Origin of the sequence: Planotetraspora kaengkrachanensis, assembly GCF_016862895.1 — a bacterium.
Classification (GTDB): domain Bacteria; phylum Actinomycetota; class Actinomycetes; order Streptosporangiales; family Streptosporangiaceae; genus Planotetraspora; species Planotetraspora kaengkrachanensis.
Genome location: NZ_BONV01000009.1, coordinates 16670 through 40714 on the forward strand (window position 1 = coordinate 16670; position 24045 = coordinate 40714).

Annotated in this window: 19 protein-coding genes and 1 riboswitch; of the genes, 14 read left to right on the plus strand and 5 right to left on the minus strand. The window is 71.6% G+C overall.

All coding sequences use genetic code 11. The features are described from left to right. Positions 1 to 71: 71 nt before the first annotated feature. Entirely contained in the window at positions 72 to 1607 is a 1536-nt protein-coding gene (locus Pka01_RS12470; protein ID WP_203882863.1) for a Na+/H+ antiporter, read from the minus strand. Positions 1608 to 1795: 188 nt separating this feature from the next. Here Pka01_RS12470 and Pka01_RS12475 point away from each other — a divergent pair, with 188 nt between their 5' ends. Then, complete coding sequence (locus Pka01_RS12475) at positions 1796 to 2623, plus strand: helix-turn-helix transcriptional regulator (RefSeq protein ID WP_203882864.1); 828 nt, start codon at positions 1796 to 1798, stop codon at positions 2621 to 2623. A 34-nt stretch (positions 2624 to 2657) separates the two neighbouring features. On the opposite strand, the gene Pka01_RS12480 is transcribed toward Pka01_RS12475, so the two are convergent. Then, the gene (locus Pka01_RS12480; protein WP_239114931.1) at positions 2658 to 4676 is read right to left on the minus strand and encodes a WD40 repeat domain-containing serine/threonine protein kinase; all 2019 of its coding nucleotides are present in this window, start codon (positions 4674 to 4676) and stop codon (positions 2658 to 2660) included. 115 nt (positions 4677 to 4791) lie between these two features. Then, the gene (locus Pka01_RS12485; protein ID WP_203882865.1) at positions 4792 to 5673 is read right to left on the minus strand and encodes a GNAT family N-acetyltransferase; all 882 of its coding nucleotides are present in this window, start codon (positions 5671 to 5673) and stop codon (positions 4792 to 4794) included. Between the two features lie 284 nt (positions 5674 to 5957). On the opposite strand from Pka01_RS12485, the gene mdcA reads away from it, so the two are divergent. From mdcA to Pka01_RS12520, 7 genes are read left to right on the plus strand one after another with little or no spacing between them, the layout of a single operon-like run. Beyond that, positions 5958 to 7622, plus strand: coding sequence for a malonate decarboxylase subunit alpha (mdcA, locus tag Pka01_RS12490; protein WP_203882866.1), 1665 nt, complete (start codon positions 5958 to 5960; stop codon positions 7620 to 7622). Next, positions 7591 to 8508 carry a triphosphoribosyl-dephospho-CoA synthase gene (locus Pka01_RS12495; RefSeq protein ID WP_203882867.1) on the plus strand — a complete coding sequence of 306 codons (918 nt, stop codon included), beginning with the start codon at positions 7591 to 7593 and terminating at the stop codon, positions 8506 to 8508. Before mdcA ends, Pka01_RS12495 begins: the two co-directional genes overlap by 32 nt. Beyond that, positions 8496 to 8789, plus strand: coding sequence for a malonate decarboxylase subunit delta (locus Pka01_RS12500; protein ID WP_203882868.1), 294 nt, complete (start codon positions 8496 to 8498; stop codon positions 8787 to 8789). The genes Pka01_RS12495 and Pka01_RS12500 overlap by 13 nt, the downstream gene beginning before the upstream one ends. Beyond that, a complete protein-coding gene (locus Pka01_RS12505; RefSeq protein WP_203882869.1) occupies positions 8786 to 9709 on the plus strand; it encodes a biotin-independent malonate decarboxylase subunit beta in 924 nt (307 codons plus the stop codon). Before Pka01_RS12500 ends, Pka01_RS12505 begins: the two co-directional genes overlap by 4 nt. Next, positions 9706 to 10512 carry a biotin-independent malonate decarboxylase subunit gamma gene (mdcE, locus tag Pka01_RS12510; RefSeq protein WP_203882870.1) on the plus strand — a complete coding sequence of 269 codons (807 nt, stop codon included), beginning with the start codon at positions 9706 to 9708 and terminating at the stop codon, positions 10510 to 10512. The genes Pka01_RS12505 and mdcE overlap by 4 nt, the downstream gene beginning before the upstream one ends. Continuing rightward, positions 10503 to 11135 carry a malonate decarboxylase holo-ACP synthase gene (locus tag Pka01_RS12515; RefSeq protein ID WP_203882871.1) on the plus strand — a complete coding sequence of 211 codons (633 nt, stop codon included), beginning with the start codon at positions 10503 to 10505 and terminating at the stop codon, positions 11133 to 11135. The genes mdcE and Pka01_RS12515 overlap by 10 nt, the downstream gene beginning before the upstream one ends. After that, positions 11120 to 12079, plus strand: coding sequence for an acyltransferase domain-containing protein (locus Pka01_RS12520; RefSeq protein ID WP_203882872.1), 960 nt, complete (start codon positions 11120 to 11122; stop codon positions 12077 to 12079). Before Pka01_RS12515 ends, Pka01_RS12520 begins: the two co-directional genes overlap by 16 nt. Before the next feature lie 19 nt (positions 12080 to 12098). On the opposite strand, the gene Pka01_RS12525 is transcribed toward Pka01_RS12520, so the two are convergent. Further along, complete coding sequence (locus Pka01_RS12525) at positions 12099 to 12548, minus strand: carboxymuconolactone decarboxylase family protein (RefSeq protein WP_203882873.1); 450 nt, start codon at positions 12546 to 12548, stop codon at positions 12099 to 12101. 83 nt (positions 12549 to 12631) lie between these two features. On the opposite strand from Pka01_RS12525, the gene Pka01_RS12530 reads away from it, so the two are divergent. The 5 genes from Pka01_RS12530 (at position 12632) to Pka01_RS12550 (ending at position 20784) form a co-directional block, all read left to right on the plus strand. Next, positions 12632 to 13516 carry a sigma-70 family RNA polymerase sigma factor gene (locus tag Pka01_RS12530; RefSeq protein WP_203882874.1) on the plus strand — a complete coding sequence of 295 codons (885 nt, stop codon included), beginning with the start codon at positions 12632 to 12634 and terminating at the stop codon, positions 13514 to 13516. A gap of 415 nt (positions 13517 to 13931) precedes the next feature. Then, the gene (locus Pka01_RS12535; RefSeq protein ID WP_203882875.1) at positions 13932 to 16535 is read left to right on the plus strand and encodes a family 20 glycosylhydrolase; all 2604 of its coding nucleotides are present in this window, start codon (positions 13932 to 13934) and stop codon (positions 16533 to 16535) included. Positions 16536 to 17230: 695 nt separating this feature from the next. Beyond that, positions 17231 to 18901 carry a flavin-containing monooxygenase gene (locus tag Pka01_RS12540; RefSeq protein ID WP_275414449.1) on the plus strand — a complete coding sequence of 557 codons (1671 nt, stop codon included), beginning with the start codon at positions 17231 to 17233 and terminating at the stop codon, positions 18899 to 18901. A gap of 100 nt (positions 18902 to 19001) precedes the next feature. Further along, positions 19002 to 19952, plus strand: coding sequence for an alpha/beta hydrolase (locus Pka01_RS12545; RefSeq protein WP_203882877.1), 951 nt, complete (start codon positions 19002 to 19004; stop codon positions 19950 to 19952). Positions 19953 to 20118: 166 nt separating this feature from the next. Further along, on the plus strand, positions 20119 to 20784 hold the full coding sequence (locus Pka01_RS12550; RefSeq protein ID WP_203882878.1) for a GntR family transcriptional regulator: 666 nt from the start codon (positions 20119 to 20121) through the stop codon (positions 20782 to 20784). A 22-nt stretch (positions 20785 to 20806) separates the two neighbouring features. Here Pka01_RS12550 and Pka01_RS12555 read toward each other — a convergent pair whose 3' ends face one another. Further along, positions 20807 to 21529 (minus strand): glycoside hydrolase family 25 protein, encoded by a 723-nt coding sequence (locus Pka01_RS12555; protein WP_203882879.1) that lies wholly within the window; start codon positions 21527 to 21529, stop codon positions 20807 to 20809. A 12-nt stretch (positions 21530 to 21541) separates the two neighbouring features. Next, positions 21542 to 21688: riboswitch (cyclic di-AMP (ydaO/yuaA leader) on the minus strand. 288 nt (positions 21689 to 21976) lie between these two features. On the opposite strand from Pka01_RS12555, the gene Pka01_RS12560 reads away from it, so the two are divergent. Then, positions 21977 to 23983, plus strand: a complete 2007-nt coding sequence (locus Pka01_RS12560; RefSeq protein ID WP_239114932.1) for a hypothetical protein — start codon at positions 21977 to 21979, stop codon at positions 23981 to 23983. Positions 23984 to 24045: the final 62 nt, after the last annotated feature.

The window sequence follows — 24045 nt, forward strand, 5'->3', positions numbered from 1 at the left end:
CCGGTTCACGGGCACGCGGGGCGGGCCGTCCTCACGATCATCACCCCGGGAGGGAGCCGTGAACCGGAGTGTCAGGGGTCGGTGAAGCGCTGGTCCTGCCGGTCGAAGTGGCGCTGGAGCCGGCGGTGCGTCTCCGGCCCGATCTCGCCGTCGGCGTACATGCGCGTGAGCGCGTCGCTCTGCACGGCGAGCACGTCGCGGCGCATCCGGCCGTAGGCGCCGGTGAGGTCCTCGGACTCCTGGTCGAGATCCATCTGCGCCTGCAGCGAGCGCCGGACGTGTGCCAGCACCGCCGGAGGAGCGGCCTCGAGGTCCTCGATCTGCTCGATGTAACCGGCGGCGATCTCGGTGAGCCGCCGCCGCGCCCGGACGTACTCGGCCTGGGTGTGGTCAGGGCTGACCGCCAGGCCGGAGAGCCTGACCAGGGGCGCGAGCGTGAATCCCTGCGCGATCAGGGACACGACGATGACGCCGGTCGCCAGGACCATCAGCAGGCTGCGATGAGGCAGCGGCAGTCCGGAGGCGGTGGTCAGTGGGATGGACAGGGCCGCGGCGAGCGGCACCACGCCGCGGGCGCCCGCCCAGGAGACCACCGCGGGCACCTGCCAGGACGGGCGCAGGCGTCCTCCCGAGCGCCACTGCTGGAACGCCGCCAGGGGCAACATCCAGGCCACCCGGACCACGACCAGCGTCAACGCGATGGCGAGGACGGCGGGGGCCCATGACTGCTCGGCCGCGGACAGATCGCGGATCTGGCCGGGCAACTGCAGTCCGATGAGGCTGAAGACGACGCTTTCCAGCAGGAAGATCAGCGTGCCGTACACGGCGGACAACTGGAGCCGGGTGCCGGGGTTGGTCAGCTCGTGCTGCCGGATGCCGAGGATGACGGCGGCCACGATCACCGCGGTCACCCCGGAGGCGTGGACGGCCTCGGCCGACACGTAGGCCAGATAGGGGACGATGAGGGCGATCACGCTCTCCACGATCGGATCCTCCGTGCGGCGCCGCACCCACCCGACGCCTGCGGCGACCACCGCTCCGGCCAGCACCCCGCCACCGGCCAGCCGGACGAAGTCGACGGCGACGCCGGTCCAGCCGACCGCGCCGCCGGCCACCGCGGCCGCGGTGGCGATCCGGAACAGGATGAGGCTGGTGGCGTCGTTGAACAGGCTTTCCGCCTGGACGAGGGTCTGCAGCCGGGGCGGCAGCGCGAGCCTGCGGCCCAGCGCGGTGACGGCCACCGGGTCGGTGCTCGCCAGGACCGCGCCGAGCACGAATCCCAGCGCCGGCGAGAGCGGAGTCAGCATCGCTGTGACGAACCCCACAGCGGCGGCGGAGACCAGGACGAGCCCGACCGCGAGCAGGGTGACCGGCCGCCAGAGCCGCTTCAGCTCCCGCCAGGACAGCTCCTCTCCCGCCGCGTAGAGCAGCGGGGGCAGGACCACCAGGCTGACGAGCTCCGGAGTGACGTGAATCCGCCCGGCGATGGGGAAGAGCCCGACGATCAGGCCCGCGACGACCAGTAGCGACGGGGCGGGAACGCTGACGCGCTCGGCGAACGTCGCGACGACCGTCGCCACCGCCACCAGGAAAAGGACGATCTGCACGCCTTGCACGACGTCTCCTCGGAAGTCCCGATGCCGACCAGACTTCCCGGCGAACCCGGCACCAAAGTACAGGAATGGCGCAAACCCCCGCTCTGAAGTGACCGCCGTCACCGTCCGGAAGGCAATCTGAACCTGCGCCTACCAACCTTTTGCCCTGGTTTGAGATGAATGTTTCTAGCCTGTCCGGTATGAGGAACCATCTTGGTGAGTTCCTCCGCGCTCGGCGGCAACTCATGACCCCTGACCAGGTCGGGCTGCCGCCTACCGGCGACCACCGCAGGACACCCGGACTGCGCCGCGACGAGGTGGCCATGCTGGCCGGCGTCAGCACCGACTACTACGTCAGGCTCGAGCAGGGCAGGGACCGCCATCCGTCGGACCAGGTGCTCGACGCACTCGCGCGCGTCCTGCGACTCGACCGCGAAACGAGCGAGCACATGTTCGAGCTCGCGCGCCCCCGGAGCCGGGTCCCGATCCCCGGGCCTGAGGACCGGGTCGATATCGAGGTGGCCCGGCTCATCGAGCGGTGCGAGCACGCGCTCGCGTTCGTGGTGAACCGCTGGGGGGACGTCCTGGCCGTCAATTCACTGACCACCGCCTTCTACGCGGGGATGGACGGCAGCGACAACCTGCTGCGGATGACCTTCCTCAACCCCGCGTCACGCCAGTTCTACCGCGACTGGGAGCAGGAGGCCCGCGCCAAGGTCGCCCACCTGCACGCCGTGGCGGGGTCGGACTACGACGACCCGGACCTGGTCGAACTGGTCGAGGAACTCTCGGAAGCCAGTGACGACTTCCGCCGGATGTGGGCCCGCCATGAGGTGCGCGCCAAGACCAACCCCTCGATCCGCTTCCGCCATCCCGAAGTGGGCGCCGTGACGATTCACTTCCAGATCTTCGACATCCCCAGCGACCCCGGCCAGAAGCTCATCGTGGGTCAGGCCACCCCCGGGAGCCCCTCCGACCACGCGCTGGCCCGGCTGCGAGTGCCCGTCGACGACCACGCGGAGGCGTGACACGACGCGGTGGTCCGGCGCACCGGGGCCGACGTCACTGCCGCACGTCCCACAGGCGCACGGTCAGGTCGCCGCTTCCGCTGGCCAGGGTTCCTCCGTCGGGGCTGAACTCCACCGACAGGACGACGTCGGTGTGTCCGTTCAGAACCCGGGTGGGCCGGCTGAAGGTCATGTCCCACAGGCGGACGGAGGTGTCGAAGGAACTGCTGGCGAGCGTGCCACCGTCCGGGCTGAACTCCACCGAGGTGACGCTGTCGGTGTGTCCGAACAGGGTGCCGATGACGCGCCTGGTGCCGACGTCCCATAACACGACCTCGTCGCCGCTGGCGCCGGCGAGCGTCCTGCCGTCCGGGCTGAAGGCGATGTCGTCGACCGTGTCCGCTTCTTCGGGGAACACGGCCACCGGGCGGCCCGTCGATGCGTCCCACAGCCGTACGGTCGCGTCGTCGCTGCTGGCGATGATCTCGCCGTCGGGGCTGAAGGCGGTTCCGAAGGCGCTGGTGTCGGTGGTGAGCACGTCGACGGTGCGCCCCGTCGCGACGTCCCACAAACGGACGCTGTCGTCCCATCCCGCGCTCGCCAGCGTCTTGCCGTCGGGGCTGAACACCACCGTCCAGACGTAGTCGAGGTGCTCGTCGAGGACGGAAGTGGTGCGCCTGGAGGCCACGTCCCACAGCCGGATGGTCCCGTCGAGGCCGCCGCTGGCGAGCGTCCTGCCGTCCGGGCTGAACGCCACGGATCTGACGGCGTCGTCGTGGCCCTCCAGGTCGCCGAGGGACCGCCGGGCGGCCACGTCCCACAGGCGGACGTCGCCCGAGCCGTTCCCGCAGGCGAGGATCTTGCCGTCGGGGCTGAAGTCCATCTGGGTGACGGAGGGGTCGCCGGGCGAGCCTTCGTAGGTGAGGACCGCGGCGGGCGGGCTCACGACGACCTCGGTCTGGGTGGCGAACTCGGCCCGGGCGGTGATCTTCGGTGTCGCGGAACGGCTCGGCGCGGCGCCGGCCGCCCCTGGATCGCCGGAGTTCGCGAGCACGACGACCACGGGCACGGTGACCGCGGCCGCGGCGGCGAGCCCGCCGACAAGGAAGGCACGACGCCTGATCAGCGAGGGAGCGCGCTGCGGCTGCGGCGGCGGCTCCAGGTGCTCCGTCGCCGCATGGCCGCCGGACCCCTCGAGGGCGGCGCGGGACTGCGACTCCTTCGAGGTGATCATGTCGACGACGGTGGGCGGCAGGTCTCCCGCGCCGGGTTCGCTCAGCCGCATCAGGACGTCGCCCATGGACGGCCTGCCCGCCGGGGCCTTGGCCAGGCAGGCTTCGATCAGATCGCGCAGCCCGTGGTCGGCGGGCACGCCCTCGAGGTCGGGCGCCTCACTGGTGACGCGGTGCACGACGGCGGCGATGGACCCCGCGTCGAAGGGGCTGTGACCCGTCGCGGCGAAGGCCAGGACGCACCCCAGGGAGAAGGCGTCGCCGGCCGGGCCCACCGGTTCCGCCCGCACCTGCTCGGGCGACATGTAGGCGAAGGTCCCGACGACGGCGCCGGTGTGCGTGACGCCGCCGGCGCCGTCCAGGGCGCGGGCGATGCCGAAGTCGATCACGCGTGGGCCGTCGGAGGCCAGGATCACGTTGGCGGGTTTCAGGTCCCGGTGTACGAGCCCGGCCCTGTGGATGGCGGCCAGGCCCTCGGCCAGTCCCGCGCCCAGGGACCGGATCGCCTCCGGCGGCAGGGCGCCGTACCGGACGACGGCCTCCTGCAGCGAGGGCCCCGGAATGTAGGCCGTCACCATCCACGGCGGGTCGGCGGCCGGGTCGGCGTCGACGACCGGCGCTGTGTGGAATCCGCCCACGCTCCGGGCGGCCTCGACCTCGCGGGCGAACCGGGTGCGGAACTGCTCGTTGCCGGCGTGCTCGGGACGGATGAGCTTGACGGCGACCGGGCGTCCCCCCGGTGAGCGGCCGAAGAAGACCTGCCCCATTCCCCCCGCGCCGAGACGTCCCAAGAGCCGGTACGAACCGACCTGTGCCGGATCGCCCGGCTGGAGAGGATCCATCCGCGCTCGCCCATCTTCGGAAACGAACAGAGGTCACCGATGACCGCCCATGTTGGATCTTGTCAGGAAACCGGCTTTCCCGGAAGCGCTCCCGGCACGATCCAGGCGGCACTTTCTAGAGATCGAGTTGGTACTCGAACGTCGTGTGCGTCGGCGTGTAACCGAACTCGTCGTTGATCCTTCTCATGGGGGCGTTGCCGTCGGCGGTGTCGGCCAGCAGGCCGCCGAGGTCGGGGTGCCGCACACGGGCCAGCCGGATCGCCTCGGCCTTCATCCACCGGCCGAGGCCGCGCCCGCGGTGCTCGGGGAGCACGCCGGTGCCGTAGTGCTGCGCGTCGCCCCTGCCGTCGCCCGGCACGACCAGTTCGGTGAACCCCGCGATCGTGCCGTCGGACTCGTCGACGGCGGCGACGGTGTGCAGGAGGTCACCGCGCTTTTCGACGGCGTGCGCCGCGTCCCGGACCCGCTCGACGTCCCAGACCACCGTCCCGTAGTCGGTCTCGTCCATGGGCATGTCGTCCATGGCCCGGCGCGAGGCGGTGAAGGTCTCCGCGAGGTCGTCGGGGACGACCCCGTCCCAGGCGGCCAGCCTGTAACCGGGATGCGGACGCTCGACGATCTCGGTCAGGGCCGCGAGGTCCACGGTCGCCAGCGGCAGCCGGGTGAACCTGAGGGTGAGGACCCTGCGGAACCCTCTGGCCGCCAGGAACAGGTCGCCGGGCGAGCCGGCCTCGGCCTGGGTGATGACGCAGCGCCTGCCCTCGCCGCGGGCCGCGGCCACCGCCGCGTCCAGGAGGAGCGAGCCGACGCCCCTGCGCCGCTCGGCAGGGTGGACGCGCAGGTCCAGCTCGGCCCGGTGGCTCTCGCCGTCCCGGGTGAACAGACGCAGGAACGCCGCCCCCAGCGGGATCGCGTCGGCGTCGGACGCGAGCCAGGCCAGGCGGTGGCCGTTCGGGGTGCGGTCGGGGTCGGTCAGCGGGGTGACGCGGATCGGCACGATGTCTCCACGGTGAAGGGGATGATGTCGGGACCTGGCCTCGGCCGCCGGGCGCTTCCGCGCATGCTCCGCCCACCTCCTCATCCACGGCGCCGGTCCAGAACGATGGACGGCCCGGGGACGATATCGGCCTCGCAAAGCGGGTCGCAAAGGGTTTACTCCACTTCTGAAAGCTTTCTGATCAGCTGCTTCCGGAACCGCGCGTCCAGCGCCGTCCCACCCACAGCGGGGACGTTTTAACCCCATTTGAGTTAATCGCGACGCCGTTCGAGCATCACGGACGGATGACGGCATCGCGCGGTCCCACCAGGGCGGCAGCCCGCGACTGGACCCGGCGGCGCACGGCGAAACGGGAGCGGCTGGAGGCCGTGCGGCCCTTCGTCTCAGGCCGGGTGCTGGACGCCGGGCGGATGCGCGACGCCCTCCACGCGTTGCTGCGGCCGGGCGACCGGGTCGCGCTCGAAGGCGACAACCAGAAACAGGCGGACTTCCTCGCCGGGGCGCTCGCCGACTGCGATCCGGACGTGGTGCACGACCTGCATCTGCTGATCTCCTCGATCAGCCTGCGTGAGCACCTGGACGTCTTCGAGCGCGGCGTGGCCCGGCGCCTCGACTTCGCCTACGCCGGCCCGCAGAGCGTCCGCATGGCGCAACTGCTCGCCGACGGCACGGTCGACGTGGGCGCGATCCACACCTATGTCGAGTTGTACGCGCGGATGTTCGTCGACCTCACGCCCGACGTCGCGCTGCTGTGCGCCGAACAGGCCGACCACGAGGGGAACCTCTACACCGGCCCGGGCACGGAGGACACCCCCACCATCGCCGAGGCCGCGGCGTTCCGCGGCGGTGTGGTGCTGGTCCAGGTCAACCGGCTGGTGGACAGGGTGCCCCGGGTGGACATCCCCGGCGACTGGGTGGACCTGGTCGTGGAGAGCCCCCGGCCGTACGCACTGGAGCCGCTGTTCACCCGGGATCCCCGCCACATCGGGCAGGTGGACATCCTGATGGCCATGCTGGCCCTGCGCGGGATCTACGAGCGGCACGGGGTGACGACGCTGAATCACGGGATCGGCTACGACACCGCGGCGATCGAACTCATCCTGCCCACCTACGGCGAGCGGCTGGGACTGCGCGGGAAGATCTGCAGGCACTGGACGCTCAACCCGCATCCGACGCTCATCCCCGCCATCGAGAGCGGCTGGGTCGAGTCGGTGCACTGTTTCGGCGGGGAGCCGGGGACGGAGCGGTACGTGGCCGCCCGCCCGGACGTGTTCTTCACCGGCCCCGACGGATCGCTGCGGTCGAACCGGGTGTTGTGCCAACTGGCCGGCCAGTACGCCGTGGACATGTTCATCGGATCGTCCCTGCAGATCGACGCCGACGCGAACTCCTCAACCGTCACCGAGGGCCGTCTGACCGGCTTCGGCGGAGCACCCAACATGGGCCACGACCCGCACGGCCGCAGGCACGCCTCCCCCGCGTGGTTGAGCCTGCTGACCGGTGAGGCACCCGCGCTGCGGGGACGCAAGCTCGTCGTGCAGATCACGCAGACGTTCCGCTCAGGTGGCACTCCGGCGTTCGTCGAGTCGCTGGACGCGGTCCAGGTGGCCGAGGACGCGGGCATGCCGATCCCGCCGATCATGATCTACGGCGACGACGTCAGCCACGTGGTGACCGAGGAGGGCGTGGCCTACCTCCACAAGGCCACCAGCCTGGCCGACCGGCGCGAGGCGCTGGCCGCCGTCGCGGGCGCCACCCCGATCGGCAGTCACATGAAGGAACGGCACGTCGAAGCGTTGCGCCGCGACGGTCTGGTCGCGCTGCCCGAGGACCTGGGGGTCGACGTCCGGGCGGCGAAGCGCTCCCTGCTGGCGGCGCGCAGCGTCGAAGACCTCGTCGCCTGGTCTGGAGGCCTCTATGACCCGCCCGCCCGGTTCCGGACCTGGTGACGAGCCGATGATCGCGGGCGGAGCTCCGGCGCCGTCCGCGGCCCTGCTGGCCGAGACGGCGGTGCGGGCGCTCCGTGCGGAGGCCCGGCTGGGTCCCAAGCCCGGCCTGGTCGACCACCGTGGCGGCGGCGCGCACGACGACATGGATCTGCCGCTCCTCCTGGCCTCCGCCGAGGCGCTGCGCCCGGTCTTCCTGGCGGTCGCGGACGCCTCGGAGCGTACGGCCGTGGGCGTCGAACTCCGCGAGGAACTCGGCAGGCTCGGCCGTGCGGGCGACCGGGCCATGCTCCGGGCCACTCGGGGGGTGAACACGCACCGCGGGGCGCTGTGGGCGCTCGGGCTCCTGGTCGCGGGCGCGGCCGGCGCCCGCGACGAGCGGGAGGGCGTCCGCCGTGCGGCCCGGCTGGCCGCCCTCCCCGACCGGCACGTGCCGGCGGGCGCCCCGTCCAACGGAGAACGGGCACGGCGGCGTCACGGGGTGCGCGGGGCTCGGGGCGAGGCGGCGGCCGGCTTCCCGCACGTCACGATGGTCGCCCTGCCGCGGCTTCGCCGGGCCGCGGCGGCGGGGACCGGCCGCGACGTGGCCCGGTTGGACGCGTTGCTCGAGGTGATGAGCCTCCTGGACGACACCTGCGTCCTGCACCGCGGCGGGGCCGAGGGCCTGCGCATGGTCAGGCGCGGCGCCTCACACGTGCTCGCCGAGGGAGGCGCGGGCACGGACTCCGGCCGTGCGGCGCTCATGGATCTGGACGGGCGGCTCCGGGCGGGCCGGCTGTCACCGGGCGGGAGCGGCGACCTGCTCGCCGCCGCTCTCTTCCTCGACATGGTGCCGTGGCCGGAACCGTCGGCCGGAACCGGACGAGGGGAGGTCGCGTGCAGACGCTGAACTTCGAGTTTCCCGCCGACCGGCCGGCCGCCCGGCGGGCGCACGTCGGGGTGGTCGGCTCAGGGGATCTGGAGGTGCTGATGACGCCCCAGACGACGGGCACGGCCCGGGTGCGCGTGCGCACCAGCGTCGACGGGTTCGACACGGTGTGGCGGATCGTGCTGGAGCGGTTCTTCGCCCGCCACCGCGTCGCCGGCGCCTTCGAGCTCAACGACTCCGGAGCCACCCCGGGCGTGGTCACCCTGCGCCTGCGTCAGGCCATCGAGGAGGGCAGGTCATGACGTCGCCGGCGCCCACGGGAAACGGGCACACGAACGGGCAGACGAACGGGCAGACGGGGTGGAACGCGATGCTGGCGCGCGTCGGCTTCATAGAGCTCGACGCCCGGGCCCGCGCCGCCGCTCTGCTCGACGACGGCACCGCGCGCGAGCTGTGCGGGCCCTTCGACCGCATCGAGTCGCCCTGGCTGGAACCCCAGGATGTCGTCCCGGCGTCCGACGACGGTGTCGTCGTGGTCAGGGGACGCCTCGACGGACGGCCGGCGGTCGTGATCGCCATCGAGCAGGCGTTCCAGGGCGGCGGCATTGGCGAGGTATCCGGCGTGAAGATCGCCGCCTCGCTGTCCCTGGCCGCCCGGGACACCCGCGAGGGCGCACCGACCGTCGCGGTCCTGCTCCTGGAGACCGGAGGCGTCCGCCTTCAGGAGGCCAACCTCGGCCTGGCCACGGTCGCGGAGGTCTGCTCCGCGCTGCTGGAGTTACGCGCCCTTCAGCCCGTCGTCGGCGTCATCGCGGGAAGCATGGGCTGCTTCGGCGGAATGAGCATCGCCGCCGGGCTGTGCTCCACATTGATCATGACCAGAGAGGGCCGTCTCGGGCTCAACGGTCCCCAGGTGATCGAGTCCGAGGCCGGCGTCGCCGAGTTCGACGCCTCCGACCCCACGCTGATCTGGGCGATCGACGGCGGCGCGCAACGCACAGGGACCGGTCTGGCGGACGTGCTGGTCCTCGACGACGTCGCCGCCGTACGGTCCGCCGTGATCGAGGCGGCGGGGCGCGGCGCGCCGGGTGAGCACCGCTCCCGGCGGCTCCGCGAGTCGCGGACGCGCCTCGACGCCGTCGACCCGGCCGATCCGCCGGAGCCGGCCGATCTCGCCGCCGTCTGGGCGCGAGCCGTACCGGCGGAGGGTGACAGGCGATGAGCCGCGGCAGGAACTGGACCCGTGCCCTCGCCGACGGCGACGTGACCGCCGTGGTGCCCTCGGTCGTCACGGGCGACGTCACGCTCGGGGCGGACACCGGGCGCCTGGTCGCGGTCGTGCCGGACCCGCACAGCCCCTATCCCCGGGCGCGGAGAGGCGAGGTCGGTCTCCGTGAAGGGCTCGCCCTGGCGGAGACGGTGACCGAGGCCCTCACGGAGGACGCGCATTTGCCCGACGGACACCGCCGCCCGATCATCGCGGTCGTCGACCTGCCCAGCCAGGCATACGGACGGCTCGAGGAGCTGCTCGGCATCCACCACGCGCTGGCCGCCGCCGTGGACGCCTACGCGTCCGCGCGGTTCGCCGGACACCCCGTGATCACACTCATCGTCGGGACGGCGCTGTCGGGCGGGCTGCTCGCGCACGGAATGCAGGCGAACCAGATCCTGGCGCTCGACGACCCCGGCGTCGTGATTCACGCCATGCACAAGAAGGCCGCGGCGAAGGTGACCCTTCGCACCGTCGACGAGCTCGACGAGCTGGCCCGGCGGATCCCGCCGCTGTCCTACGACGTCAACGACTGGGCGCGGCTCGGCCTGTGCGACGGACTCCTGAACGTGGAGAACGCGGACGACCCCACGGAGCGGGACACGCGAGCGGTGAAGGGCGAACTCGCCGCCGCCGTCGAGCGCGCCCGCCGCGGCCCCCGCGACCTGGGCAACCGCCTCAACTCTCCCGGAGCTCGACAGACCCGGACGGCCTCCCGTCGCGTCCGCGAGGCCCTCGCCGATCAATGGCGGTGACCGTGCTGCCGCACGACCTGCTGCGACTCACCGGGGCCGCGGCGCTCGATGCCGCGCTCCCCGCCTGGGCCCGCGCGGCGCTCGCCGCCTGCCCCTGGGTCGTCGTACGGCGGGCGCCGCGGCCTCCCGGCCTGATCCCGATCGGCGTACGCGGGCCCGCGCGCGGGCAGCGTCACGCCGCCCTCGTCGCCGCCGGCGCGGTGACCCTCCGCGTGCCGCCGGAAGAGCTGAGCCCGCGGCGGCCCGGCCTCCCCCGGCTGGCCGCCACCCTCTGCGCCGTCGCCCGGGTGCTGGCCGGCGAACCCGGGCTCGGAGAGGAGCCGGGCGCCGTCGCCTCCTGGGGCCCGATCGGAGGCGTCGGTTTCGAACTGGCCAGCGGCCATCGGGCCACCCACTCCGGAAGCGACCTGGACCTGCTGCTGCGGGCGCCGCGGAGACTGGAGCCAACCGAGGCCGCGGAGCTGGTGACCGCGTTCAGCGCTCTCCCCTGTGCGGTCGACTGCCAGGTGGAGACCCCGTGCGGGGGGATCAGCCTCGTCGAATGGGCCCGAACCGGCGGTCCCGTCATGGCCCGCACCGCCGGCGGCCCGCACCTGGTGGACGACCCGTGGCACCGCGGATGACGGTCGCGTTCCTCTACCCCGGCCAGGGCGCCCAGCGGCCGGGGATGCTCCGAGACCTGCCCGGCCACCCGGCCGTCGCCGCGGCCCTCGCCGAGGCCGAGAACGTCCTGCCCGGCTCCTCCCGGTGCGACGACGCGAAGGCGCTGGCGTCGACCGTCACCGCACAGGTCGCGCTGTGCGTCGCCGGGGTGGCCGCGACCAGAGCCCTCGCCGCGGAAGGCGCCGTCCCCGACGCCGTGGCCGGGCACTCCGCCGGGGCGTTCCCCGCCGCCGTCGCCGCCGGGGCGCTGACCTTCGAGGAGGCCCTGTCGGCCGTCCGCCGTCGCGGCGAGCTGATGCGCGACGCCTATCCCTCCGGGTACGGCATGGCCGCGGTCCTCGGGCTGGGAGTGCCGCAGGTCCGGCGCCTGGTCGCGTCGGCCACCACCCCCGGCGACCCGGCCTACCTGGCCATCGTCAACACCGACCAGCAGGTCGTGGTCGCCGGGAGCGTCCGCGCCCTTGACCGCCTCAGCGCGGCGGCCGACCGGGCAGGCGCCCGGCGCGTCCGGCGTCTGAGCGTCGGCGTCCCCTCCCACTGCCCGCTGCTCGACTGCGTCGCCGACGCGATGGCCGATCACCTCGGCTCGATCCCCCGGCGCCTGCTCGCCGTCCCCTGCCTCAGCGGCTCGACCGGCCGTGTCCTCCACGACTCCGGCGCCGTTCTCGGCGACCTCGCCCGCGGCGTCGCCGTCACGCTGCGGTGGCGTGACGCCACCGCCCTGCTCGGCGAACTCGGCACGACCCTGTTCGTCCAGACGCCCCCGGGAGACGTCCTCGCCCGGATCGCCCGGACCGTGTGCCCGCAGGCCCGCGTCCTCGCCCTGACCGACACCGCCGGGATCGCCGACGCGGCCGAGCTCACCCGCCGCGTCCGGGCACGGCGGCCCGATGTGGCGTGGTAGATGGGCGCGCTTGCCGGGCTCACCAGGCCTTACCGGCCTGCTCCTGGATCGTCCGGTTGATCCGGTTGAAGAAGTTGGTCAGCGCGATCTCCAGGTTGATCGCGGACAGTTGCCCCTCGTCGAAGTGGGCGGCGGCGGCGTCCCAGATCTCGTCGGTCACACCTGGCGCGCCGTCCTGGATCCGGGTGGCGGCCTCGGTCAGCGCGAGCGCGGCTCGCTCCGCCTCGGTGAAGAAGGGCGTCTCGCGCCAGGCGACCACGTTGTGCAGCCGCTCGTCGGTCTCCCCGTGCTTCTTGGCCGCCGCCACCCCGGCGAAGACGCACGGGCTGCAGCCGTTGATCTGGCTGGCCCGCAGGTGGACCAGCCCGAGCACGAGCGGGTCGACGCCGCCGGCGTGGATCGCCTTGTAAAGGTGCTGGATCGCCGTCATCACGTCGGGATTCGCCGGGCTCTTCAGGCGTGCTTCCATCGGTCTTGCTCCCTCATCGGTTACCCGGGCCCCTCTGGGCCCGTCATCACCCATGACGGAGCAGATCCGAGGAAGGTAACAACATGTCCGACATCAGCCCGGCGGACCCGGTGGGCGAGGCGTTCGAGGCCCAGCGCGACCGGTTGCGCGCGGTCGCCTACCGCATGCTCGGATCGCACGCCGACGCCGAGGACGTGGTCCAGGAGGCCTGGCTGCGCCTGGCCCGCCACGACGCCGCGACCATCCACAACCTCGCGGGCTGGCTGACCACGGTGGTCGGCCGGATCAGCCTCGACGTCCTGCGGTCGCGCCAGACGCGTCCTGAGGCGTCCTACGACGACCGGCTGCCCGAACTCGTCGTGGCGGCCGACGACGGCCCCGCGCCGGAGGACGACGTGGCGCTCGCGGACTCGGTCGGGCTCGCGCTCCTGGTCGTCCTGGATTCGCTCGGGCCGGGAGAGCGGCTGGCGTTCGTGCTGCACGACCTGTTCGGGGTGCCGTTCGACGAGATCGGCCAGATCCTCGGCAGGTCCGCCGACGCCGCCAAGATGCTCGCCAGCCGCGCCCGCAGGAAGGTGCAGGCGGCCGAGCGGCCGACGTCCGCCGGTCGGGAGCAGCGCGAGGTGGTCCAGGCCTTCCTGGCGGCGGCTCGCCGCGGCGACTTCGAGGGGTTGCTGCGCGTGCTCGATCCGGAGGTGAAGCTGACCGTCGACACCCCCAACGGTGTGGTCGTCATCCTCGGCGCCACCAAGGTCGCCGAAGGTGCATCCGCGCGAGTCGCCGCCGGCGCGGCCGCGAGAGGGCGAGCGGTGCTCGTCAACGGCCTTCCCGGGTTCGTCTCCTGGCGCGAGGACGGGACTCCGCTCTCGGTCATGGCGTTCACCGTCGTCGACGGCCGGATCGTCGCCATCGCGACCGTGATCGCCCCGGCCAGGCTCGCGTCGATGAACCTGCCGGATCCGGAGTGAATCACTGCCGAGCATGAGATCGCGCGGCGCTCCCCACGGCAGCCGCGGCCGTCACCGGTATAGACCGGCAGTCCCAGAAGCCGCCGTCGTTGCGAATCCGATACACGGCGGTCTGGACCAAAACTTTGCCGTCTGTTTACCCTGACACCCTGAGATCCCTACATACGGGGATCTATCCGCCGCCCACGACCGCCAACCGGTATAGACCAGTCACCCCCCACGAGCAAGGCGGTAACCGAGATGAGCAGAAGGATCGCCGGGACGGTCGGTCTCCTGGCCGCGTGACACTCCCCCATCACTCAGGAAGCTGCACGGACGCTGCAGCGTCGAGCGGATCCGCACGGACATGTCCCACCAATGCCCGAACGCGGTCCCGCGCTGGAGATATGCGGTACCCCCCGATCTAAGGAGTGACGTGAAGATCTCGTTCCTGCCGGCGAAGCGCGAGCAGAGGAGGAACCGCGGCTCCGGTCCACGACCCCGGTCCCGCGCCTTCTCCGCCTTGACCATCGGCGCGCTCCTCGCCACCTCGCTCACCGGCGTCGTCGCGACCGGTGCGGCACACGCCGACACGGCCTCGACCTCGCCGGCCTCACCCCAGATCGTTCCTCTCCCGGTCTCGCTGGCCGCCTCGGCCGGGGAGAGCTTCACGCTCGGATCCGGCGCACGCATCGTGGCCGACGATCCCGCCGCCGCCGGGGTGGCCGACCAACTGGCCGCCGTGCTCCGGCCGTCCACGGGCTACGCGCTGCCGGTGTCGCAGGGCTCCGCGGCGACCGGCGACATCTCCCTGGTCGTCGGCGACCCGGGCGTCCCCGCCGACGAGGGCTACAAGCTGGCCGTCACGCACAGCGGAATCACGATCACCGCGGCCAACGGGCACGGCCTGTTCAACGGCGTGCAGACGCTCCGGCAGTTGTTCCCCGTCTGGATCGAGAGCAGGACGCCGCAGCCGGCCGCGTGGACGGTCCCCGGGGTCCAGATCTCCGACTATCCCCGGTACGGCTACCGCGGTGCGATGCTCGACATCGGACGGCACTTCGAGCCGGTGTCGGTGGTCAAGACCTACATCGACGAGATCGCGGCGTACAAGGTGAACACCCTGCACCTGCACCTCAGCGACGACCAGGGCTTCCGCATCGCCATCAACGGTCGCCCCGAGCTCACCGACATCGGCAGCCAGTACTCCGGCGGCACCAGCAGGGCCTCCGACGGGACCACCAACGCCGACCCCGGCGGCTTCTGGACCCAGGCCGACTACGTCGACGTCGTGAACTACGCCGCGTCGCGGTTCATCACGGTCGTGCCGGAGATCGACAGCCCCGGGCACAACAACTCGATCATCATGTCGTACGCCTCCGCGGAGGCACAGGCGTACAGGGGCGGCGCGATCTACGACCCGAGCATCAACTGCAGCAACAAGAAGCCGCCGGTCTGGAACCTCAGCAATGCGGTGAACTACAGCGCCCTGTGCCCGGACAGCCCGCTCACCTGGCAGATCACCACGGACATCATCGAGCAGTTGTCCGCCCTGACCCCCGGGCCGTACTTCCACATGGGCGGTGACGAGGTCTCGACGGCGCTGCTGCCCGCCTCCGCGTACCAGAGCTTCATCACCCGCGAATCCAAGATCGTGAAGGCCCAGGGCAAGATCGCGATGGGCTGGAACGAGATCGGCGAGGCACCCTTCGGGACCGACCCGGAGATGCCCCAGGGCGTCGTGCAGTACTGGGGCACCTCCCCGAACGGGTCGGGCGGCGACTCGGGGCGCACCGCGGTCCAGAAGGGCATGAAGATCGTCATGTCCCCGGCCAACAAGACCTACCTGGACATGAAGTACAACTCGGGCACGCCGCTCGGGACCACCTGGGCCTGCACCTGCGACATCGACGTCTTCTACAACTGGGAGCCGAGCACGCTCATCCCTGCGCGCACGGTGGGCGGCAACACGCTGCCCGCGGTGACGGACGCCAACATCATCGGCGTCGAGGCGCCGCTGTGGACGGAGACCGTCAAGAACCTCGCGCAGATCGAGTTCATGGCCTTCCCCCGCCTCACGGCCATCGCGGAGATCGGCTGGTCCCCGAAGGCCGGACCCGACCACCCCGACCGCACGACGGCCTCCTTCAAGGTCCGCGACGCCGCGCAGGGCGGACGCTGGCAGGCGCGCAACCAGAACTTCTACGCGACGCCCAACGTGCCGTGGGGCCTCGACCTGGTGGCCGGGGACCGTTCGCTCAGCGACCGGAACACGATCACCGGGGCGCTGGCGACCCTGGCCGCTCCCGGCAAGACGCTCGGCGCGCTGACCGCCACCATCGAGTGGGGCGACGGCACCAGCTCGACCGGCACGCTGAGCGGCAGGGAGGCCACCAACCAGACCGTCAACGGCCTCTACACGGTCAGCGGCGACCACACGTACGCCGGGTCCGGGGTGTACGAGGCGAAGGTGACCGTGTCGAGCGGCGCCGCCACCGTGACCGCCGGCTTCACGGTCGACGCGACCGGCGTCCCGGCGTGCACGACGACGGTCACGGGGACCCACAACGGACCGCTGACCGTCTCCTCGGGGGTCACCTGCCTGGACGGCGCGACGGTCAACGGACCCGTGACCGTGCGGTCCGGCGCCGGGCTGTACGCGTCCGGTTCCCAGGTGCGCGGGCCGCTGACGGCGTCAGGGGCCGTCGACGTCCTGCTGTGCGGCACCACGGTGTCCGGCCCTGCCACGTTGACCGGCGGGGTGCGGGTCTGGCTCGGCAACGGGAACGGCGACTGCGCGCCGGCGACGGTGAAGGGCCCGGTGACGGTCACCGGCACGACGGGCCAGGTGACCATCGACGGCTCGACGGTGAACGGCCCGCTCGTCGTGCAGAACAACAAGGTGCCGGCGGCGCCCGTCGTCTCCGGCAACCACGTCGGCGGGCCGCTGTCGTGCACCGGGAACTCCCCGGCGCCGAGTGACGGCGGCGTCTCCAACACCGTCGGCGGGCCGAAGGCGGGGCAGTGCGCCACCCTGTAGTCCGGCGAGTCGGCCACCCGGGCGTGCGGCCCGGCAGGTGAGGGCGGCCGCCCGCCGATCCTGAGAAGCCGATTCTGCGACACGGCCGGGTCTTCCGTGCTCCGCGAGGAGCTTCGGGGGGCCCGGCTCGTGCCTTTCTCCCCCGTCCTCACAACCGGGAATCCCAGCCCGTTGACGCGCTGCGTGATGCATTTTACTTTGATGTCACTTCCACATAGATGTGCGTGATGTCCCCTGATCACGCGAGGTGACGCGAATGGCGCTACGCACGGCAGGGACCAAGGACCTGAGACGAAACGCGGCCGCCGCCGGTCGGCCGCCGCATGAGACGCCCCCGGGCCGGGCGCACAGACCGGCCGCGAGGCACGGGGACCACACCACCTCCCCGCACCTGCCGCGAGCCGCGGTCAGGGCCCGCGCCGTCGTCTGAGGCGGCAGACCCGCACCGCGTAGCGCATCGAAGCCGCCGCGCTCCTGTAACTCCGGCGCTCCGGCGCAGGGGGTTCCGCTTCCCCCTCGCGCCGGTCCGTGATGTCAGCCCCGGCCCCTCGGGACCGCTCGGGCTCGGTCAAGCACGTCTCGCCGTCCAGGTGGCGTGCGAGGGAGCTCCCTCGGGCCACCCGGTGATGACGCACGCCCTCATGAGCGATCGACTCCACACCCGTACATCGTGTCCACCGCCCCCAGGAGGACCAGTGTCCGCACCTGACGAACAAACGCAGTCCGGCCCACGTGCCGTGCCCGGCTCCGTGGACGTCGCCGTCGTCGGCGCCGGTTTCTCGGGCATGTACCTGCTGCACCGGCTCCGCGAGATGAACCTGTCCGCCGTCGTGTTCGAGGCCGGGACCGACGTCGGCGGCACCTGGTACTGGAACCGCTATCCCGGTGCCCGCGTCGACGTGGAGAGCCTCGCGTATTCGTTCTCGTTCTCGGAGGAGCTCGAGCAGGAGTACGAGTGGGAGGAGCGCTACCCCACGCAGCCGGAGATCCTCCGGTACGCGCGGCATGTCGCCGACCGGTTCGACCTGCGCAGGGACATCTTCTTCGGAACACGCGTGACGGCCGCCGCGTACGACGAGCGCGACGCTGCCTGGCTGGTCCGCACGGACCGGGGGGACGCCGTCACGGCCCGCTTCCTGGTCATGGCGACCGGCTGCCTGTCGTTCTCGAAGCTGCCCGAGGTCCCCGGCCTCGAAAGGTTCCGCGGCGCCACCTTCCACACGGCGCACTGGCCGCACGAGGACGTCGACTTCGGCGGCATGCGGGTCGGCCTCATCGGCACCGGGTCCTCCGGCGTGCAGTCGATCCCCGTCATCGCCGAGCAGGCCGCCGACCTCACCGTCTTCCAGCGCACGCCTGCCTACAGCCTCCCGGCCCGCAACCGCAGGCTGCGCCCGGACGAGATCGCCGACATGAAAGCCGGCTACCGGGCCTTCCGGAAGGCCCAGAGAGAGTCGGGATTCGGCGTCCCCGTCGCGCCCGCGACGAAGTCCGCGCTCGAGGTCTCCGACGAGGAGCGCGACACCGCCTTCGAGGCGGCCTGGGAGAGCGGCAGCCTGGTCAACCTCCTGACCGCGTACACCGATCTCGCCGTCGACCTCGCGGCCAACGACACGGCGAAGCGGTTCGTCCACGGCAAGATCCGCCAGATCGTCAAGGACCCGCAGACCGCCGAGGACCTCTGCCCCGCATACCCCTTCGGGACCAAGCGCCCCTGCCTGGACACGGACTACTACGAGACCTACAACCGGGACAACGTGCACCTGGTCAACCTGCTGCGCACGCCCATCGTCGAGATCACGGAGAAGGGCGTCCGCACCTCGGCCGGGGAGTACGCGTTCGACGCGATCGTCTACGCGACCGGATTCGACGCGATGACGGGATCGCTGACGAACGTCGACATCAGGGGCCGGGGAGGGGTCTCACTCAAGGAGGCGTGGAGCGCCGGCCCCCGCACCTACCTCGGGATCAGCTCGGCGGGTTTCCCGAACATGTTCATGATCACCGGACCGGGCAGCCCGTCGGTGTTGTCCAACATGGTCGTCTCGATCGAGCAGCACGTCGACTGGGTGGCGGACGCGATCGACCACCTCGACCGCCACGGCCTCACGACGATCGAGCCCGAGCCGCAGGCCCAGGACGCCTGGGTGGACCACGTCAACCTCGTCGGCGGCTTCACCCTCTACCCGAAGGCGAACTCCTGGTACATGGGGGCGAACGTGCCGGGCAAGCCCCGGGTGTTCATGCCGTACGCCGGCGGTGTCGGGGAGTACCGCAAGAAGTGCGACGAGGTCGCCGCCCGGGGCTACGAGGGCTTCTCCCTGTCCCCCGACGGCCCGGCGCAGCAACGCCCGGCCGACGACTGACACGCAGCACCCGTCCGCCGGCCGAACCAGCACTCCCGTCCGCCCATCACGACCGTTCGACGCCGCATCCCACCGGATTCCCCCACCCCATGGAGGGCTCATGTCCCGTCGTGACCTGATCGATCCCGAGAGCCGCGTGCCCCTGGACGCGCTCCGCGAGCTGATGCCCGGAGGCTTCAACGCCATCCCCGACATCGTGCAGCGCAGGGCCGCCGTCGAAGGCATGCTGGGCGCCCTCGAGGTGCCCGACAACCCCGGCGTCGCCAAGGAGGACCGGACCGTCCCCGGACCCGCCGGGGAACCCGACATCACCGTGCGCGTCTACCGGCCGGTCCACGCGTCCGGCACGCTGCCCGGCATCTACTACATCCACGGCGGAGGCATGATCCTCGGCAGCGTCGAGGGCGAGGACCCGAACGCGACGATGATCTGCGACCGGGTCGGCGCCGTCGTCGTCTCCGTCGAGTACCGCCTCGCCCCCGAGCACCCTCATCCCGCGCCGGTCGAGGACTGCTACGCCGGCCTCGTGTGGATGGCGAAGAACGCGGCCGAGCTGGGTGTCGACCCACGGCGGCTGGCGATCTACGGCGCGAGCGCCGGCGGCGGGCTGACCGTCGGCACGGCGCTGCTTGCCCGCGACCGCGGCGGCCCGTCGCTGTCGTTCATGATGCCGATCTATCCGATGCTCGACGACCGGAACGAGACGTCGTCCAGCCACGAGATCACCGACATCGGTATCTGGGACCGGGCGGGCAACATCGAGGCCTGGGCCTGGTATCTCGGCGGCAAGGAGGCCGACCAGTACGCGGCCCCGGCGCGGGCCGTGGACCTGTCGGGCCTGCCGCCGTCCTTCATCGACGTCGGCACGGTCGACCTGTTCAGGGACGAGGACATCGCGTTCGCACAGCGGCTCATGCAGGCGGGTGTGCCGACGGACCTGCACGTCAACCCGGGCAGCTACCACGCCTCGGAGACGTTCGCGCCCGAGGCCGCGCTGTCGCGGCGGATCTGGGCCGCGCGGATCGACCGTCTCAAGCGGGCCCTCGCCTGAGTGCCGGCGCCGTGGGCGGACCGCGTTCCGCCCACGGCCGCCGGGCCGTACCTGTATTGATCCGGGACGGACGGCGAACGTGCGGGAGAGCCGCCGACGCGCCGGGGAACCCGGGCGGGAGATCGTAGTATGGCCGCGTCAGCTCCCCCTGACCGAGAGCAACGCCATGTCCTTTGCGCTACCGCTCACGCGGAAAGAAGCAGTCCTCCGCCGACTGCGCGAGGAGATCATCACCGGCCTGCTGAAGCCGGGCGCGCTGATCAAGGACGCGGAGATCGCGGCACGACTGGGCGTCAGCATCACCCCGGTGCGGGAGGCGATCACCCAGCTCGCGGCCGAGGGCCTGATCGACATCTCCCCCAACCGGACGCGGCAGGTCACCCAGGTGACGCAGAAGAGCGCGCTCGAACTGATCGACGTGATGATGGTGCTGGCCTGCGCCGGTTTCGAGTGGGGCGTCGACAACATCACCGGCGAGCACCTCGCGACCCTGCACGTCAAGCTCGACGAGTTCGCCGACAACCTGCGCCGGGGCAACCTGACCGCCGCCACCGCCGCGGGGGCGGACTTCAGCACGGTCGTCATCATGGCGAGCGGCAACAGGGAACTGCAGACCCACGTCGACCTGGTGGTCGCCCGCACCCTGCGGGTGCTCGCCCTCACCACGGAGAGCGACGTGTGGACCGTGTGGCTGGACGGCTACCGGCAGACCCTCGAGTTGCTCGAACGGGGCGACCGCGCCGGCGCCGTCGAGCGTTACCGGCAGATCTACCACGACTACCGGCGGCGGGTGGAGACCATGTTGTTCGACGATCCCGGCGAGCCCCGCTGACGTGCGGACCGCCGGGAACCGCTCAGGGGCGGCCGAGGGCGCGCAACTGCTGAGGGGTCAGGGCGGAGACGTTCTGGTCGATGGGGGTGTCGGTGTACTGGTGGATCGTCCAGGTCTTCCAGTCGGCCGGCGGTGTCACGTCGCCCTTGGCCCTGCCGTAGTAGGCCACCCACAGGGGGTAGCCTGCCAGGCCGTGGCCGTAGGTGTCGGCGAAGTCCCAGCCGCTGTAGAACATCGGTGTGACGCCGGTCTTGGACTTCACGTACTCGAGCCACCTCTTCGCCCAGGCGTTGACGTCGTCGACGGACTCGCCGTCGGTCGTCTCGAGGTCCAGGACCAGCAGGTCGCCGGGCTTGGCGGGCTGCGCGTTCACCACGGAGAGGAAGTGGTCGGCCTCCGCGACGGGATCGTTGGACGGGTGGCCGTAGTGGTACGCGCCACGCACGATTCCCTTCTTGTCCAGCTCCTGCCAGTGCCGGACGAACGCGGAGTCGAGGAAGTCCAGGCCTTCCGTGGCCTTGACGATGCCGAACTCAGCAGAGCTCGCATTCCAGTCGTGGTCCGACTCGTAGCCGGAGACGTCCTGTCCGTAGGTGAGCGGGGTGGCGTGCGCCGGGACGGCGACGGCGGCCACGGCGACCGACGCGGCGGCGGCCACACCCGCGGCGGTGCGCAGGCGCCTGCCGGCGCGGCGGAGACGGTTGGTGAGGGGGCGGGTGGTCGAGAAGATCCGGTGGGTGGACATGTCGGGGTCGACTCCTTGCTTCCATGCCGCCTACCGGGTTAGCTGACGGGTTCGGGCAGGAAGTGCCCTACGGCGGGCCGACTGGGGGTCAGCGCTCCGATTCACCCCAGAGAGGTGGGTCCCCGGTTCCGTGAGGTGCGGATTCGGCGGCCGCTCGCTCCGGGCGGGACGGGTCCCGCCGGTGGCTCGCGGTCTGGGCAACGAACCGGCAACGAATCCGACGACGGGGGTCATCGTTACGTGTGCCGTGGTCGCTAAAGGTACACACAGCACCATAAGGGTGTAAATAGGACAAAGCGCCTGTTTACCAACCCAGCCGACCGGCTGTTCTGTGTCAGATCATTGCAATCTGATCATTTCAGGCGAAAGATCTCAGCGCAGGTGTCACCTTCAACGGAGAAACACGGACCGGGAGGGCATGTGCGCTTAAGACGAGCACTCTCCATCTTGACCCTGGCAGCATCGATGATCGCGGGCTCGGCCGCACTCGCCCCGTCCGCGTCCGCCACATCCCCCACATCGGCTCGATCCGCCCCGTCGCAGCCTCCACCCGGCTCCGGTTGCGATCCCATCGCGGGAGCCGACTGCCTGCTCCCGTTCCCGAACGACTGGTTCACGACGGGCGCCCACACCCCGACCGGTCTCCGGCTCGACCTGTCCAGCGCGATGACGCCCAAGAACGCCGCGGGCAGGGGCATCGACCCCGCCGCGTGGAACCTGTCCGACGGCTTCTCGCCGGGCTCGATGTTGCTGGCGCACATTCCCGGCCTCGACCTCGGCGCGACCGGCGCCGCGCCGGTGACGGACGTCGCGAGGTCGCTGAAGCGGGACGCACCGATCGTCATCGTCGACACCCGGACGGGTGAGCGCTGGCCGTACTGGGCGGAACTCGACGCCAACGCCACCGACCCGGCGCGGCAGGCGCTGATCATCCGTCCCGCGAAGAACTTCAGGGAGGGCCACCGCTACGCGGTCGTCTTGAGGAACCTCAAGGACGCCTCCCGGTCCACGATCGCCGCCCCCACCACGTTCACCCGCCTCGCCGGCAGGACGCTCCCCGCCAGGGATCCGCTGGCCCGCCGGCAAACCGCGCTCCGGCGCACCCTCCACGACGTCGCCCACGCGGGCGTGAGCACCAAGAACCTCTACCTGGCCTGGGACTTCACCGTCGCCAGCGAGCAGGGGCTCGCCGGGCCCGTGCTGCGCATGCGGGACCAGGCGCTCAGCCCGTTGCGCGGCCGTTCGCCCGAGTTCACCGTCACGACGGTCACCGACTTCACCCCCCAGCAGGACCCGAACATCGCGCGCGAGGTCACCGGCGAGTTCCTCGTCCCCAACTTCCTGAACCAGCCGGGCGGCCCGCCCGGTTCGGCGCTGAACCGCGACGCGTACGGCAGGCCGAAGCCGTTCGGCGACGACCTGCGCGCCCAGTTCCAGTGCGAGATCCCCCGCGCCGCGTTCAGCAGGCCGGCGCGCCCCTCCCTGTACGGCCACGGCCTGCTCGGCAGGGCCACGGAGGTCAGGGCCTCCAATGTCAGGGCCATGGCCGGCGAGCACGACTTCCTGTTCTGCGCCACCAAGTGGATCGGCATGGCCGATGAGGACATCCCGAACGTCAGCGGGGTGTTCGCCGACTTCTCCCGTTTCGACACCGTCGCGGACCGGCTCCAGCAGAGCCTGGTGAACTTCGTCTTCCTCGGCCGCATGATGATCACCAAGGACGGGCTGGCGGCCGACCCCGCGTTCCAGGACGACAAGGGCCGCTCGCTGATCGACGTGCGCGCGGACCTGGCGTACGACGGCAACAGCCAGGGCGCCATCGCCGGCGGCGCGCTGGTCGCCGTCTCGCCGGACGTGAGCCGGGGAGTGCTCGGCGTCCCCGGCATGAACTACAGCACCCTGCTCAACCGGAGCGTCGACTTCCAGCCGTTCCAGCAGGTCATGGATGGCTACTATCCCGACAAGCTGGACCAGCAGCTCTGCTTCGCGCTGATCCAGATCCTGTGGGACCGGGCCGAGACCAACGGATACGCGCAGCACCTGGGCGACGATCCGCTGCCCGGTTCGCCCCGCCACCAGATCCTGATGCACGTGGCGTTCGGCGACCACCAGGTGTCGACGGTCTCGGCCGAGGTCGAGGCGCGGACGATCGGCGCCCGCATCCATCAGCCCGCGATCGCGGCCGGCCGCAACCCCGACGCCACGCCGTACTGGGGCATCCCGGCGCTGCCGGGCCGGCCGTACCGGGGATCGGCGATGGTCGTCTGGGACAGCGGCACGCCCGCTCCCCCGGTGACCAACACCCCTCCGCTGGGCGCGCAGTACGGCACCGACTCCCACGAGGACCCGCGAGCCGACGCGAACGCACGCCGGCAGAAGGCGGACTTCCTCAGGTACGGCGTGGTGGTCGACGTCTGCGGCGGCCGCCCCTGCACGGCACAGCACGCGGGCTGACCCGACCCGGCACGATCCCCGCCTCGCACCTGGTCGGGGCGGGGATCGTCATCACGGCCATA